This is a genomic window from Polaromonas sp. JS666 (genome assembly GCF_000013865.1).
Lineage (GTDB): Bacteria > Pseudomonadota > Gammaproteobacteria > Burkholderiales > Burkholderiaceae_C > Polaromonas.
Map to the genome: position 1 here is coordinate 1,483,761 of NC_007948.1, position 13,661 is coordinate 1,497,421.

Here is a 13,661-nt window from a genome sequence, read left to right on the forward strand (position 1 = left end):
TCATGGACGCGTTAAAGTTCAGGCTGGTTGCATAAGGAGTCTGCATGTCCAACGGTAAAAACACATCGCCACCGGCTGGCGCCCACGATAAGGCTTCGATCGCGAGCGCGATCGACAAGGTCAACCGGCAGGTCAAGGCGCTGCGGACTTTCGATGTCTCGGTCGCGAAGAATGGATGGGACTCGACCATGGATGCCTTGCAAAAGAAAGTCAACGCCATCCTCGCCGACAGCCTCGGCATGGGCACGCCTGAGTACAGGCAATATGCCGTGGCGACGCAGGACTTCCTGCTGGATACGACTTTTGGTGACCGCTACACGGTCGACGAGCGCAAGCAAAGAGTCAAGCATGGGGTCGATCGGGCCATCGCCAACCTGAATGCGACCAAGAAGCTGTTGACGGACCGCCTGGAGGGCCGCGCCGCTGCCGCGCCGAAGGCTGCCCCGGCTGCTGAGGTGAAGCCGCCGCCAGCGCCGGCACCGGCAGCAGCGCCAGCACCAGCACCAGCACCAGCACCAGCACCAGCACCAGCACCAGCACCAGCGCCAGCGCCAGCACCAGCGCCAGCACCAGCACCAGCACCAGCACCAGCACCAGCACCAGCACCAGCACCAGCACCAGCACCAGCACCAGCACCAGCACCGGCACCAGCACCGGCACCAGCACCAGCGCCAGCACCGGCACCGGCACCAGCGCCAGCACCGGCACCAGCACCAGCACCAGCGCCAGCGCCAGCACCAGCACCAGCACCAGCGCCAGCACCAGCACCAGCACCAGCACCAGCGCCAGCACCGGCACCGGCACCGGCACCAGCGCCAGCACCAGCGCCAGCGCCGGCACCGGCACCGCCGCCGGCCCCGGCACCGACGCCGGCCCCGGCACCGACGCCTTCAGTTCCCCCTGTTACCATGATGCCCATGTCCAAGGCCGATCCCTCATCCATCACAGCCCAGCAAGCCGTTCCCGGCACACGCGTGGCCGTCCTTGGCTGGGGCGGCGACGCTGCGGGCCAGGCGTGCGAGTTCATGGAGCAGCTGGGGCTGGAGGCGGCGGTACTCGACACCGTCTCTGTCGATCAACTTGATGCTTTGCGCAATGTGGCGTTCCTGCTGCTCCTGCCGGGGGAAGAGCCCGAGGCACCGGCAGCCATGCTGGCCATCGGATTCATGCTTGCCGTACTCGGCCGCAGTCGCATCGTCTGCCTGCTGTCCGACCAGGAGGCATTGCCGGACGCCTTGAAGGGCGCAACACGTATCACGGTCGATGAGGCGGGCTTGTGGCGGCTGCTGCTGGCGCGCGAGATGAAGCGGGCAGGCCTGGACGTGGACCTGAACCGCGCCATCTAAGAAATAAGTTGCACATTTTGCTCGCCAGCTTCGGGCGCGCTGCGTTGTTGCGACTCGCTTGTGTGGCTTGGCCACACGGCGCTCCCCGCGCCTGGCAGCGCATCCCGACTCCGACGGCCAAATGCACAACCTATTCCCGAACGAGCCCTAAGCGTTGCGGCAGGGCTCTAGCCTGGATATTTCACCAGTCGCTCGACGAAGGCGGTTCGAGGTGAGTTGTGGTTGTTTGGACGGCTGGGGTGCGGCTTGAGCACCCCGTTGGGACGGTTTTCTGCCGCGCTGGGCGCACCCCCCTTACCCCCGTTGTTTGTCAACGGGCCGGGGACAGCACTGGATGGGTTCTACGGGGCGAGTGCCTGGGCTGCGGTGAGGAACACATGCTTGAGCGGGTGGCTCGAGCCCAGCAGCAGGCGCACGCGCCGGGTATTGCGCACGATGGCCGCGCCGATCTTGAGCAGCTTCGTGCGGATCGTGTCCGTGCAGGCGCGCTCCAGCTCGGTGCCCTTGAGCGCCAGGCGGCGCAGGGTGACCATCAACGTGTAAGCCAGTGCGGCAGCCAGCAGCAAGCGCAGCTGGTTGGCCGCAAACTTGTGGCAACTCGCGCGTCGGCCGAACAGGTCGATCTGCGCCTCTTTGATGCGGTTCTCCGCCTCGCCCTGCAGGCTGGTCACCACGAAGCGTGGGTTGGCTTCGCGCGCATCGTGTTCAAGCCGCGCGATCACGCGCCGCTCGCAGTCCCAGCTAGACCACGGTTTGTTTCGGGCTGTCCGTGCGTCGAATCGATTCGGCGCGTTCCCAGGTTTTTGGATCACGGCAGAACCCTTCCGCCTCGAGCTGCGTAGCTCTTGAAAACTGCTGCACTGGCCTTGTATATCTGACCATGCGCGCTTGAACGATGGAACCGCCGAGTTAGCTTGAATGCCTGTGACCTATTCCCTTGCCGGACTTCTCCCTCGTCGCCACCTCATGGTAAGTTGTCCCTTGCTTTCCTGGTTTAGAAGCTGGGGGCCGAGTAAGTGACTCCTGAGTCCTTTTCCGAGCATCGTCAAGAATCCCTAAACGCCGCCGTCGGTCATTCGGTACCATCCGATTACCGCCGAGACGTACAGGCGCCTCAACCCGTACAGCGGAAATGGCTTGATCGTCGATGGCGCGACGGGCAGTGCCTGTTTGTCGCCGGTGGCGATGTACTCGGCCAGTGCCTGCCCCATGCGCGTCTGCAGGCCGACGCCGCGCCCCTGGCAGCCGATGTCGATCAGCAAGCCCGGCGCGGGCTCATGCAGGTGCGGCAGGTAGTCGCGCGTGATGGCGACATGCCCGCACCAGCGGTAAGCAATCGGCATCCCGGCCGCCTGCGGGAACAGCTTGCCGATCACGTTCTGCAGATGCGACCAGTTGCCGGGCAGGGCTGGATCGGGCTCCCTAAAGGTTCCGCGTCCTCCCATCAACAAACGGCCGCTGTGGTCAATTCGGTAATAGAGCAAGAGGTTGCGTGCATCGGAAGAGACATGTCCTTCAGGCAGGATGCTCCTGCGGACAGCTTCGGGAAGCGGCTCGGTCGCGACCTGGAACGAGTTGGCGTTGATGATCGATTTGCTAAGCTGCGGCCATAACCCATCGGTGTAACCGTTGGTGCAGAGCACCACGCGCTCGGCGCTGACCCTGGCGCCGCCTGCGGTCACGACCTGCCACTGGCCCTGGTCTTGCAGCAGTTGCGCCGCGGGGCTGTCAGTTTGAATGACCACGCCCGCTGCGATCGCAGCGCGCGCCAGGCCGCGCACGTAGCTCAGCGGCTGTACACCGCCGCCGCGTGGGTCCATCCAGCCGCCCAGGTATTTGTCGGTGCCCAGCAGGCGGGCCGTCTCAGCCCGGTCCAGCAACTGCGCGGCGACACCCTGCGCACCCCAATCGCGCACGCGCCGCTCGGCCATTTTGAGCGCGGCCGGCGTGTGCGAGCCCTGAATCCAGCCACGGCGCACATGCGGCACGTCCATGCGGTGCTTGTCGATCAGGTTGAACACCGCATCGACCGTGCTGGCGGCAAAATCGACCAGGTGCTGCCCTTTCTCGCGTCCGAACATTTTCATCAGCTCGCTCGGGTCGAACTTCATGCCCGGAATCACCTGTCCGCCGTTGCGGCCAGAGCCGCCGAAGCCGATGTCGCGCGCTTCGAGCACCACGACGCGCACGCCGCGCTCGGCCAGGTGCAGTGCCGTGCTCAAGCCGCAGTAGCCCGCGCCGATGACGACCACATCGGCTTTCGCATCGCTTTGCAGCGGGGTGGTTTCGGGCGCGGGCGCCGCCGTGGCGGCCCACAGGGACGGACTGAGGGGAAAGAATTCCTGTGACATGTTTGGCGCTTTACATGGGGTAGAGAACACGTCGCAGGAAGTCCTGCGTGCGCGGGTTTTGAGGATTGTTCAGAACCTCCCTGGACGGTCCCTGCTCGACGATCACGCCGCCGTCGATGAACATCACGCGATCGGCCACTTCGCGGGCAAACTGCATCTCGTGCGTGACGACCACCATGGTCATGCCTGACTCCGCCAGCTTGCGCATCACGCCCAGCACTTCACCCACGAGTTCAGGGTCCAGCGCGGAAGTCGGCTCGTCGAACAAAATGGCCTCGGGCTGCATGGCAAGCGCGCGCGCAATGGCAACCCGCTGCTGCTGGCCGCCCGACAGCTGCGGCGGATGGGCGTTTTCCTTTTCGGCAAGCCCCACGCTGGCGAGCAGCTGCCTGGCCCGCTCGATCACGGCCTCGCGCTTTTCACCCTTGACGTAGATCGGCCCCTCGATCACGTTCTCCAGCACGGTGCGGTGCGGAAAAAGGTTGAAGCGCTGGAACACCATCGCCACCTCGGTGCGAATGGCCTTGATGGACGGCAGGGTGTTGTCAACCCGCTGGCGGTGGATCTCGATGCTGCCGCCGTTGTAGCTTTCGAGCCCGTTGATGCAGCGCAGGATGGTGGACTTTCCCGAACCTGAAGGGCCGATGATGCACACCACCTCGCCTTTGGAAACGGTGGCGTTGATGCCTTTGAGAACGTGGTGCGTTCCGTAGGACTTCTGCAAGTCGCGTATTTCAATCATTTTTTGCCCCGCTTCTCAAGATGGCGCACCAGCAGAATCAGCGGCACGCACATGACCAGGTAAATCAGCGCGACCAGCGTGAAAACGGTCGCGTTCTGGAAGGTGGACGTGGCGATCATCTTGCCCTGCAGCGCCAGTTCGGCGACGGTGATGGTCGAGGCCTGCGACGAATCCTTGAGCATCATGATCATGATGTTGCCGTAGGGCGGCAGCACGATCTTGACGGCCTGCGGCAGCACCACGCGGCGCATCATCAGCCCCCAGCTCATGCCCATGGCACGGGCCGCCTCGACCTGGCCATGGTCCACCGCTTCGATGCCGGCGCGGAAATTCTCGGCCTGGTAGGCCGAATAGGCGATGCCCAGGCCGAGGATGCCGGCCTGCAGCGCCGACAGCGAAATGCCGACATCAGGCATCACGAAATACAGGAAAAACAAGATCACGATGATCGGGATACCGCGCAGCAGGTTGATGACGGCGGCACTTGCATTGGCCAGCAGCGGGATGCCCGACACGCGCATGACGGCCCACACCAGGCCCAGCATGGTGGACAGCAGCAAGGAGCCCAGCGTCACGAGGATGGTGAGCCAGGCCCCCTGGAGCAGGATGGGCATGAACTCCCGTGCATGGTGCAGAAACTGGATCATGGGTATTCGTTTTTCAGTAGATTGCTGAGTGGGTCGGGGTCAGGCTCACAGGCCCCACTTTTTCAGGATGGCGTCAATGGTGCCGTTGGCCTTGAGCTTGGTCACGGCGACATTCACCTTGCCCATCAGCTCGGTGTCGCCTTTTCGGGTGGCCATGCCGATGCTGTTGACCATGGTCGGCTTGAAGCTGGTGACCATGCGCAGGTTGGGAAACTGTCCCTTGGCCACGGCGAAGGCGGCAATCGGGTAGTCCAGCACGCCCGCGTCGATGCGCCCGGCGTTGGCGTCGCGCATCAGGTCGGGCGTGGTTTCGTAGAGCTTGACCTCTGAAAACATCCCGCTCTTTTGCAACGGTTCCACGAAGGCCGTGCCGACCTGCACCCCGACCCGCTTGCCTTTCATGTCGGCGAAGCTCTGGTAGGCGACCGTGTCCTGCTTCAACACAACCACGCCTTCGCCGTAGCTGTAGATCGGCAGCGAAAAGTCCACGACTTCCTGGCGCGTCGGCGTGATGAACATCGCCGCCGAGATCAAATCGATGCGCTTGGAAGTCAGCGAGGAGATCAGCGCCGAGAACTGCATGGGTTCGATCTGTACCCCGAAGCCCGATTCCTTGGCCACCGCATTGACGATGTCGACCATCACGCCGTCAATGGTGTTGGTCTTGGTGTCCAGGAAAGTGAAAGGGCTGCCGGTCGGCGTGGATCCGACCTTCAGCACCGTCTGCGCCGAAGCCGGGCCTGACAGCGATAGTGCAAAGGTGACGGCAAGAGAAGTTGCAAGCGTTGCGAATTTCATGGTGAGTTTCCGTTCTGTAATGTCAAAAAAATCCATGCCGCGGTTGCGATGGGCCAGCCCTGGCGGCATTTTTCCGGGTGGCCGTGGGAGAAATGGGTCGATGGGGTCGATGGGATCAATGCGGCCAGCTACCTGAGCGTGCCGGTGATGGCCCAAAGCACCGTCGTGATCGACGGGCCGGGATTGCGCCAGCGGCGCGGTGTGACACCGTCGTAGCAAAAGCTGTCGCCGGCCTGCAGCCGGTAAAGACGGTCCTGGATGAACAGTTCGAGCTGGCCTTCGACCACATAGCCCACCTGTTCGCCTTTATGGGTAAAAAACAGCGCATCGCCCGTGGAGCCCTTGGGGTCGATGACGGCCCGGTACAGCTCGACGCCGCCGGTCGACGCCGGTGGCGTTAGTTTCTCTTTATGGATGCCCTTGTCGCCCAGGTCGATGCGCTGATGCTTGCCGGCGCGCACCACAGAGCGCTCCGACGCGCCTTCGTTCTGGTCGTGCTGCGTGTTCCTGATCAACGTTTCCAGTGGTAATTGCAGCTCGTTCGACAGGGCAGCAAGCGTTCGGAGTGAAATGGAACGTAACCCGCGTTCAATCTGGCTGAGCAGGCTGACAGAGATGCCGCAACCCAGCGCAACCTGTTGCAATGGGAGTCCGAGCGCTTTTCGGCGATGGCGCACTTGCTCTCCCAGCCAAAGGTCGATCACGGAGTTGATGCGCTGCGCGGAAGGTGTGGGCGCGGTCTTCCATGAGTTGGTTCGCTCGGCTGCGGCGTCGGCAGATGAGGATGGATGGGGATTCGTGTCTGGCGGCATGAATTGTTAAATTTCTATTTTTGTGTAAATTACACAAAGCAATTGCCGGGCCAGTTTAGCCAGGAGAGGTTTAATTCATATCAGGTTGAACCCTAGAACAAAATCTGCCCATCCTTATTTCCTCTCCTTGTTACCCTCCGAGAGAATTCTCAAGGGTTGGCCTTTTTCCCGGATGAGTTCCTGGTGCGAAGGCAGTGGGGGCTGAGGGCAAGCTTTCACGCACGTTGCTGGTGCAATGCGCGCGATGCATGCACTCTGTAGGGGGCCGTCAGGGTGCACCAGAAAGAGATCACCAAGAGATCACCAACGAAGATTCGGAAGGACGGCAGGCAGCGAACTGGAAGATCGCATCGCAACCTTGCAACTCGGGCGCTGAGTGGTTTTGTAGGCGGTCCATCGCCTGCGGGGTCGACCAGCTACACAGCCATCATGCCGCCAGAAGATTCCTGATGATCATCGGTCTCAGCCGGATGCGGCGTCTGGTTTGCGGGGGGCCTCTGTTCAAGTTGTTCGAACCTGAAACGCCGTGAATCCTGAATCCGGCTACCTGTTGCGCCCGCCGTTCTTCTTCGTTCCAGTTCTATGACTCGAAGACCTTGGGCTCTTCGGTCAGGCTGTAGCGCGTGAAAACACGGTTAAGGGCCGGCAGGGGGACCACATCCATTTCCCTGACTGCCGGCTCCATGATGACCATGGCAACCGTTGCCGAGAGGTTTTCATTGCTGCCAGGCCGCGGTGGGCGGCAAACAGCGTAGGGAGCGCCAAAGTTGTCGAAAAATGCATCTTTCAAATCCTGGCGGCCAAGCTTCTCTTTTTTATTCAGCAACTTGCGCACACGCCAGTCCCGGTAGTGGCTGTCCGGTGAATTCGACAAGCCCTTGTCGACCAATTTGCTTAAGGCGACCGGGCTCATCCAGTGATTGGCATGGACGATCAGGTTGTCGGGGCCGGGATAAATAGGAAACGCCTCATTGGTGGTGCATTCAAAATCGATGCCGAAGCCCTGCGCCATGCCCAGCATGATGTTGTTCGAGCAGGATTTCGGCGTGGTGGCCACCGCTTTCATCGCCAGTGAAAAAATTTCCTGCTCCAGCACTTTCCGGCGAATCAGTGAAAGCGGAACGCCCAGTTGCTGGAAGTCACGATCCGACTCCAGGTAGTTGGCCGTGATGGAAACGCCTGCGCTGTTGAAGCCGCTGCGGGCAAGGCCGCCGGCCTCCACAAAGGTCAAAAAGTCAGGCCCGTTGTCGTTACGCACGCGCAGCACGATGGATGTCTCCACACACTCGGCGCGCCAATCCCAGTTTTGCCCATGAAGCAGGTTCCCGCTTGCTGAGCGCTCGGGCAGTATCAATGCACCGGTGCAGCCGTCGCCAGGCTCCAGGTCAGCCTGCTTGACCTTTTCGGCCCGCGCCTTGGCGAGCACTTCGGTGCGGGCATTGATCATCACAATGTCCTGGAAGTCGACGCCGGCCCCTTTCGCAATGCCGCGCATCTCGTCCAGGTAATGAGGGGCGAAGCCTTCTATCTCCTTTGCAAAATATGCAATCAACTGCGAGCGGGCGCTATCGCTGTAGCCAAGGTCTATCAGGGTCTGGCCATAAAGACGTGCACTGGCACGCACGCGGTCAGCGGCCTGCTGCCCGTATTGCAGCCCGCGTGCATGGGGCGCACCCGAAACTGACACAAAAGGAAATTGCTGTAGGGTAGTCATGTGCAAAGCTTGTGAGATGGGAGACCTGCTCGCCCGTTGCCCGTTGCCCGTTCATGCCACGCGAACGGCAGGCAGTCTGGCTATACAGGAAAGCAGGGGAGGCAGGAGAAGCAGGAGAAGCTGGAGAAAACCGTCCGGAAGGGCGCGGTCACCGATTTCGACAGCGCCGCGACCCGAAGGCGCCCCGGCCGGGACGCTGCTCTCTCTGCTCTTTACTATTTACTGATCCGGGTATTCCAGAGGAGCGGCTTGCCTTCCCATACTGAAAATCCGGTGACCCGTTTACGCACCGCCCATGAATCGGTAACGTTGTACAGAACAACGAGCGGCGTTTTGGCCATCATCATGGTGTGCAACTGGTCGAACAGGACCTGGCGTTTTTTCGGATCGGCTTCGGTGAAGCTCTGGTCGATCAGTTTTTGCGCGGCCGGGTCATCCCATACCTTGCGCGGCTGCTTTTCCTTCTTGCCGGAGAACTGCTCATAGCTCAGGGCCGGGTCCAGGCGCGAGGAATAGGTGAAGGAACTCATCTGGTAGTTGCCGCTGTTGTAGCGGTCCAGCTGCGTCGCCCATTCGAGCACCTCGATCTGCGCATTGATGCCAACGGCCTGCATCATGGCCTGGCTCATCACGGCGACAGAAAAGCTCGGCACGTGGGCGCGCTTGTTGGCTTGAATCACGATGGGCTGGCCCTTGTAGCCGGCTTCGCGCAACAGCTGCCTGGCCTTGGCGGGGTCGTAGCGGTAGCCTTTTTTCTGGGCCGCGGTGTAGTAAGCCGAGGTGTCCTGGATGGCCGAGTTGTTGACGCGGGCCAGGCCTTCGGACGAGGCCGCGACGATCTGGTTCATGTCCAGCGACAGCGCGATCGCCTGGCGGATTTTTTCGTCTTTTAGCAGCGGGTCGTTGGTCTGCATCAGCAGCGTGTTCTTGCCCGCATCGACTGCGGCGACCACGCTGAGATTTTTGTTGCCCTTGAGCTCCTGCACATCGGACGAGGTGATCTGGCCCGCGTCGATGGCGCCGGACTGCAGGCCGGCCTTGGAGGTCGACATGTCGGGCACGGTCAGGAACTTGACCTGTTCGACCAGCGGCTTCTTGAGGCCGAGGTAGCCGTCGGGCTTGGTGCCGGGGGGCGACTGGTAGTCGGCAAACGCGCTCAGGGTCACATACTCGCCGCGCTTCCACTCCTCGAACTTGAAGGGGCCGGTGCCGATGGGTTTGTCCCAGCTGCCATCTTCCTTGACGGATTTCTTGTTCAGGATGGCCGTCATGCCGCAATCGGTACGCGCCAGGTTGTCGAGGAAGACCGCCGAGGGGCGGTCCAGCTGCATCACCACGGTCTGAGCGTCGGGCGCCGTCACCGACGTCACCTTGATGCCGGAGCGGCCGTCGAATTCGCTGAGGCAGCGCCAGTCGGTTTTGGGGTCGGTGTAGCGCTTCCAGCTCCACAGCACGTCGGCCGAGGTCATGGGCTCGCCGTTGTGGAACTTGACGTTGGTGCGCAGCTTGAAAATGTAGGTCAGGCCGTCGGGGCTGTTGACAATCGAGCGCGCCAGCAGCGGGCCGACGGTGCCGTTCTCGTGGTAGCCGACCAGGCCTTCGACGATGTTGAGCACCACGCCGTCGGTGGTGTTGTCGCGGTTCACGCCGGGATTGGTCGAGCGGATGTCGGCCGGCTGCGCGACCACGATTTGCGCCGTCTGGGCCTGGGCCGCGGTACAGGCCGCCAGCACGGCGGTGCTCAGAAATTTCAATCGCATCGAAAGCATGGGAAGCTCCTTAAGAATCGGAAATCGAACGGAAAGAGGTTAAACAGGGGGTTACATGGCAGGTTGCAGGGCGCCCGCTGGCGCATCGGCTTCGTCAAAACGCCACTTGAGCTGCATGCCGCCCTGGCCGGTGGGCGTCAGCGCGGGAATCGCCGAGAGCAGCTTGCGCGTGTAGGCATGCTGCGGACGGTCGAAAACCTCGTCGCGGTTGCCTTGCTCGATGATGCGGCCGGCCTGCATCACGATCACGCGGTCGGCCACCTGCTCGACCACGCCGAGGTCGTGGCTGATGAAGAGGCAGGCAAAGCCGTGCCGCTCCTGCAGCTCGGCCAGCAGCGCCAACACCTGGGCGCGCACGGTGACGTCCAGCGCGGACACCGGCTCGTCGGCGATCACAAAGGCCGGCTCGCGTATCAGCGCCCGGGCAATCGCCACGCGCTGGCGCTGGCCGCCGGAGAGTTCATGCGCATAGCGCGCCGCATGCCGCGGCTCCAGCCCGACTTCGTCGAGCATCTTGGCAACACGCGATTGCCGCTCGGTCGAGGAGAGTCCAGGCACCAGCCGCAGCCCTTCACCGACCAGCTGGCCTATGCTCATGCGCGGGTTTAGTGACGAATACGGGTCCTGGAACACCATCTGGCAATTGAGCCGGTAGTCCAGCCAGCCCGCGTCGCTGCGCGCAATCGAACGCCCGCGAAAACGGATATCGCCCTCGGTCGGCTTGATCAGGCCGGCAATCGCGCGGCCCAGGGTGGTCTTGCCCGAACCGGAGCCGCCCACCACCGCGACGATCTCGCGCGGGCGCACCACCAGGTCAATGCCGTGCAGCACGCGCTTGGCCGTGGACTTGGCGAACAGCCGGCGCTTGCCTGGGTAGTCGAATACGAGATTGCGCACTTCGATGACGGGCTGGTCGTCGGCAATTGTGCGCGCCGCCTGCCGGCGCGGGATGGCCTCCAGCAGCTTGCGGGTGTAGGCCTGCGACGGGCCGGCCAGCAAGGCCGCCGTGTCGCCGGCCTCGACGACTTCGCCTTGCTGCATGACGATCATGCGCTGCGTGTAGCGCGCGACCATGGGCAGGTCGTGGCTGATCAGCAGCACGGCCGTGTTGTGCTCGCGCGTGAGCCCGACCATGAGTTCGAGCACGTCGCGCTGCACCAGCGCGTCCAGCGCCGTGGTCGGCTCGTCGGCGATCAGCAGCGCGGGCTCGAGCAGCATGACTGAGGCCAGCATCATGCGCTGACGCATGCCGCCCGAGAATTCATGCGGCCAGGCGGCCAGCGCGGCCTGCGGGTCGGTGATGCCGACGCGCGCCAGCATCGCCAGCGCCATCTCGCGGCGCGCGGCCGGTGTGAGCTGGGGTCGGTGCAGGGCCAGGCCTTCGTCGAGCTGCCGGCCTATGGTCATGGAGGGGTTGAGCGAGGTCATGGGCTCCTGGAACACCATGCCGATGCGCGCGCCGCGCAGCGCGCGCAAACGCGCGTCGCCGGCCGCCGCCATGTCTTCGCCCTCGAACAGGATGTGGCCCGCGCTGCGCACCAGCGGCGGCGGCGTGAGGCCCATGATGGCCCGTGCGGCCTGGGTCTTGCCGCTGCCGGATTCGCCGACGATGCCGACGATTTCGCCGGGCGCGACCGTGAACGAGACATTGCGCACGATTTCGCGGCCGCCCTTGCCGATTGATAGGCTCAGGCCGGAGACATCCACCAGATGCGTCATTCGATACCCCTCATGCGCGGGTCCAGCAGGTCGCGCACCGCGTCGCCCAGGAAGTTGATGCCCAGCAAGGTCAGCGCGATGCACAGGCCCGGGAAGATGGAAAGGTAAGTGGCCTGCGCCATGAAGGGCCGGGCCGCGGCCAGCATGTTGCCCCAGGTCGGCGCCGGCGGGGGTACGCCCAGGCCCAGGAAGGACAGCGAGCTTTCCGCGAGGATGACCCAACCGAACATCGAGGTTGCGAGCACCGTCAGCGGCGCCACGCAGTTGGGCAGCACGTGGCGGAACATGGTGTAAAGCTCGGAATTGCCGAGCACGCGCGAAGATTCGATGAATTCCTTTTCGCGCAGCGACATCACCGTGCCGCGCACGATGCGCGTGACCGACGGCGTGTAGGCCAGGCCCAGCGCCAGGATGATGCCGTACTTGTTGGCGCCGAAGACCGCCAGCAGCGCCAGCGCCAGCAGCAGGCCCGGAAAGGCCAGCAGGGCGTTGATGAAGGCCATGACGATGCGGTCGGTCCAGCCGCGCACAAAGCCGGTCAGCACGCCGATGGCGGTGCCGATGGTGATGGAGAACAGCACGGTCAGGAAGCTGATCCACACGCTGTTGGAGGCGCCAGCCATCAGGCGCGAGAGCTCGTCGCGGCCGAACTCGTCGGTGCCGAACAGGTAGGTGGCGCTGGGCGGCTTCAGGCGCGCCATGAAGTTGATCTTGAGCGGCTCGTGCGGCGTCCAGAAGAAGGCCAGGATGGCCGCAGCGAGGATGGTCCCCACGATGGCGAGGCCTATCAGGGCCTGCGGGCTTAAAAACTTTTTCATTCCGCGAGCACCCTCGGGTCGAAGATCGGGTAGCAAAGGTCGATGACCAGGTTGGTGATGACGTAGATCACGGCGACCAGCAGCAGGCAGCCCTGGATCACCGGATAGTCGCGCGCGAAGATCGCATCGACCAGCAGGCGGCCCAGGCCGGGGATGGTGAAGACAGTCTCGACAACGGCCACGCCGCCCAGCAGGTTGCCCAGCACCAGGCCTATCAACGTCCAGGTCGGGCCGAAAGAGTTGCGAAAGGCGTGGTGCAGCAGCACGGCGCGCTCGGACAGGCCCTTGGCGCGCGCGTGGGTGATGTAGTCCAGCCGCAGCACCTCCAGCGTGCTGGCCCTGGCCATGCGGATCAGCACGCCGATCTCATGCAGGAACAGCGTGAGGATGGGCATCAGGAGGTACAGCAAGCCCGACTTCCAGTCGTTCATGATGGAGACATAGCCGACCACGGGCAGCCATTCGAGCTTGAGGCCGAAGAAGAGCAGCAGCAAGAGGCCCAGCCAGAAGGTGGGAATGGACACCAGCAGGGTCGCCGTGCCGACCAGCATCAGGTCGGGCAGGCGATTTTGCTTCCAGGCGGCGATCATGCCGGCGGGCACGGCGACGAGGGTGGCGAAGAACACGGCAATGATCACAATCTGCGCGCTGACGAGAAAGCGGCTCAGCACCAGGTGCAGCACGGGTTCGCCGGTGTTGATGGAAACGCCGAGGTCGCCGCCCAGCACGTGGCGGCCCCAGATGGTGAATTGCACCGGCCAGCTCTTGTCGAGGCCGAGCTGGGCGCGCAGGTCGGCCAGCCGGACCGGGTCGGCGAGGTCGCCAAGCAGCAGCTGCGCCGGGTCGCCGGGAATCAATCGGATCAGTACGAACACGGCCACCGCGACGATCAGCAGCGTCGGTATGGCCATGGCGAGACGGGACAGCGCAAAACGCAGCATGATG

The 13,661-nt window shown here is 63.3% G+C and carries 13 protein-coding genes and 1 pseudogene; 1 reads left to right on the forward strand and 13 read right to left on the reverse strand.

All coding sequences use genetic code 11. The features are described from left to right. Positions 1-11: 11 nt before the first annotated feature. Entirely contained in the window at positions 12-350 is a 339-nt protein-coding gene (locus tag BPRO_RS30070; protein ID WP_041388504.1) for a hypothetical protein, read from the reverse strand. After that, on the reverse strand, positions 343-882 hold the full coding sequence (locus tag BPRO_RS30075) for a hypothetical protein (protein ID WP_198140991.1): 540 nt from the start codon (positions 880-882) through the stop codon (positions 343-345). Before BPRO_RS30075 ends, BPRO_RS30070 begins: the two co-directional genes overlap by 8 nt. A gap of 35 nt (positions 883-917) precedes the next feature. On the opposite strand from BPRO_RS30075, the gene BPRO_RS07150 reads away from it, so the two are divergent. Then, the gene (locus BPRO_RS07150) at positions 918-1,346 is read left to right on the forward strand and encodes a hypothetical protein (RefSeq protein ID WP_198140992.1); all 429 of its coding nucleotides are present in this window, start codon (positions 918-920) and stop codon (positions 1,344-1,346) included. Between the two features lie 341 nt (positions 1,347-1,687). Here the strand turns inward: BPRO_RS07150 and BPRO_RS07155 are convergent. From BPRO_RS07155 to BPRO_RS07205, 11 genes and pseudogenes are all read right to left on the reverse strand, one after another. Further along, positions 1,688-2,089: pseudogene (locus tag BPRO_RS07155) on the reverse strand (transposase); the annotation flags it as partial. A 312-nt stretch (positions 2,090-2,401) separates the two neighbouring features. Beyond that, positions 2,402-3,697, reverse strand: a complete 1,296-nt coding sequence (locus BPRO_RS07160; RefSeq protein WP_011482384.1) for an NAD(P)/FAD-dependent oxidoreductase — start codon at positions 3,695-3,697, stop codon at positions 2,402-2,404. Positions 3,698-3,707: 10 nt separating this feature from the next. Then, positions 3,708-4,439, reverse strand: coding sequence for an amino acid ABC transporter ATP-binding protein (locus tag BPRO_RS07165; RefSeq protein ID WP_011482385.1), 732 nt, complete (start codon positions 4,437-4,439; stop codon positions 3,708-3,710). After that, positions 4,436-5,086, reverse strand: coding sequence for an amino acid ABC transporter permease (locus BPRO_RS07170; protein ID WP_011482386.1), 651 nt, complete (start codon positions 5,084-5,086; stop codon positions 4,436-4,438). Before BPRO_RS07170 ends, BPRO_RS07165 begins: the two co-directional genes overlap by 4 nt. A 45-nt stretch (positions 5,087-5,131) precedes the next feature. Continuing rightward, positions 5,132-5,884 (reverse strand): ABC transporter substrate-binding protein, encoded by a 753-nt coding sequence (locus BPRO_RS07175; RefSeq protein WP_041389376.1) that lies wholly within the window; start codon positions 5,882-5,884, stop codon positions 5,132-5,134. 128 nt (positions 5,885-6,012) lie between these two features. Continuing rightward, positions 6,013-6,696, reverse strand: a complete 684-nt coding sequence (locus BPRO_RS07180; protein WP_011482388.1) for a helix-turn-helix domain-containing protein — start codon at positions 6,694-6,696, stop codon at positions 6,013-6,015. A gap of 580 nt (positions 6,697-7,276) precedes the next feature. Then, a complete protein-coding gene (locus tag BPRO_RS07185; RefSeq protein ID WP_011482389.1) occupies positions 7,277-8,410 on the reverse strand; it encodes a C45 family autoproteolytic acyltransferase/hydolase in 1,134 nt (377 codons plus the stop codon). 215 nt (positions 8,411-8,625) lie between these two features. Beyond that, complete coding sequence (locus BPRO_RS07190; protein WP_011482390.1) at positions 8,626-10,179, reverse strand: ABC transporter substrate-binding protein; 1,554 nt, start codon at positions 10,177-10,179, stop codon at positions 8,626-8,628. A 51-nt stretch (positions 10,180-10,230) separates the two neighbouring features. Beyond that, positions 10,231-11,898, reverse strand: coding sequence for an ABC transporter ATP-binding protein (locus BPRO_RS07195; protein WP_011482391.1), 1,668 nt, complete (start codon positions 11,896-11,898; stop codon positions 10,231-10,233). Then, positions 11,895-12,716, reverse strand: coding sequence for an ABC transporter permease (locus tag BPRO_RS07200; protein WP_011482392.1), 822 nt, complete (start codon positions 12,714-12,716; stop codon positions 11,895-11,897). The genes BPRO_RS07195 and BPRO_RS07200 overlap by 4 nt, the downstream gene beginning before the upstream one ends. After that, a complete protein-coding gene (locus tag BPRO_RS07205) occupies positions 12,713-13,657 on the reverse strand; it encodes an ABC transporter permease (RefSeq protein ID WP_011482393.1) in 945 nt (314 codons plus the stop codon). Before BPRO_RS07205 ends, BPRO_RS07200 begins: the two co-directional genes overlap by 4 nt. Positions 13,658-13,661 lie beyond the last annotated feature (4 nt).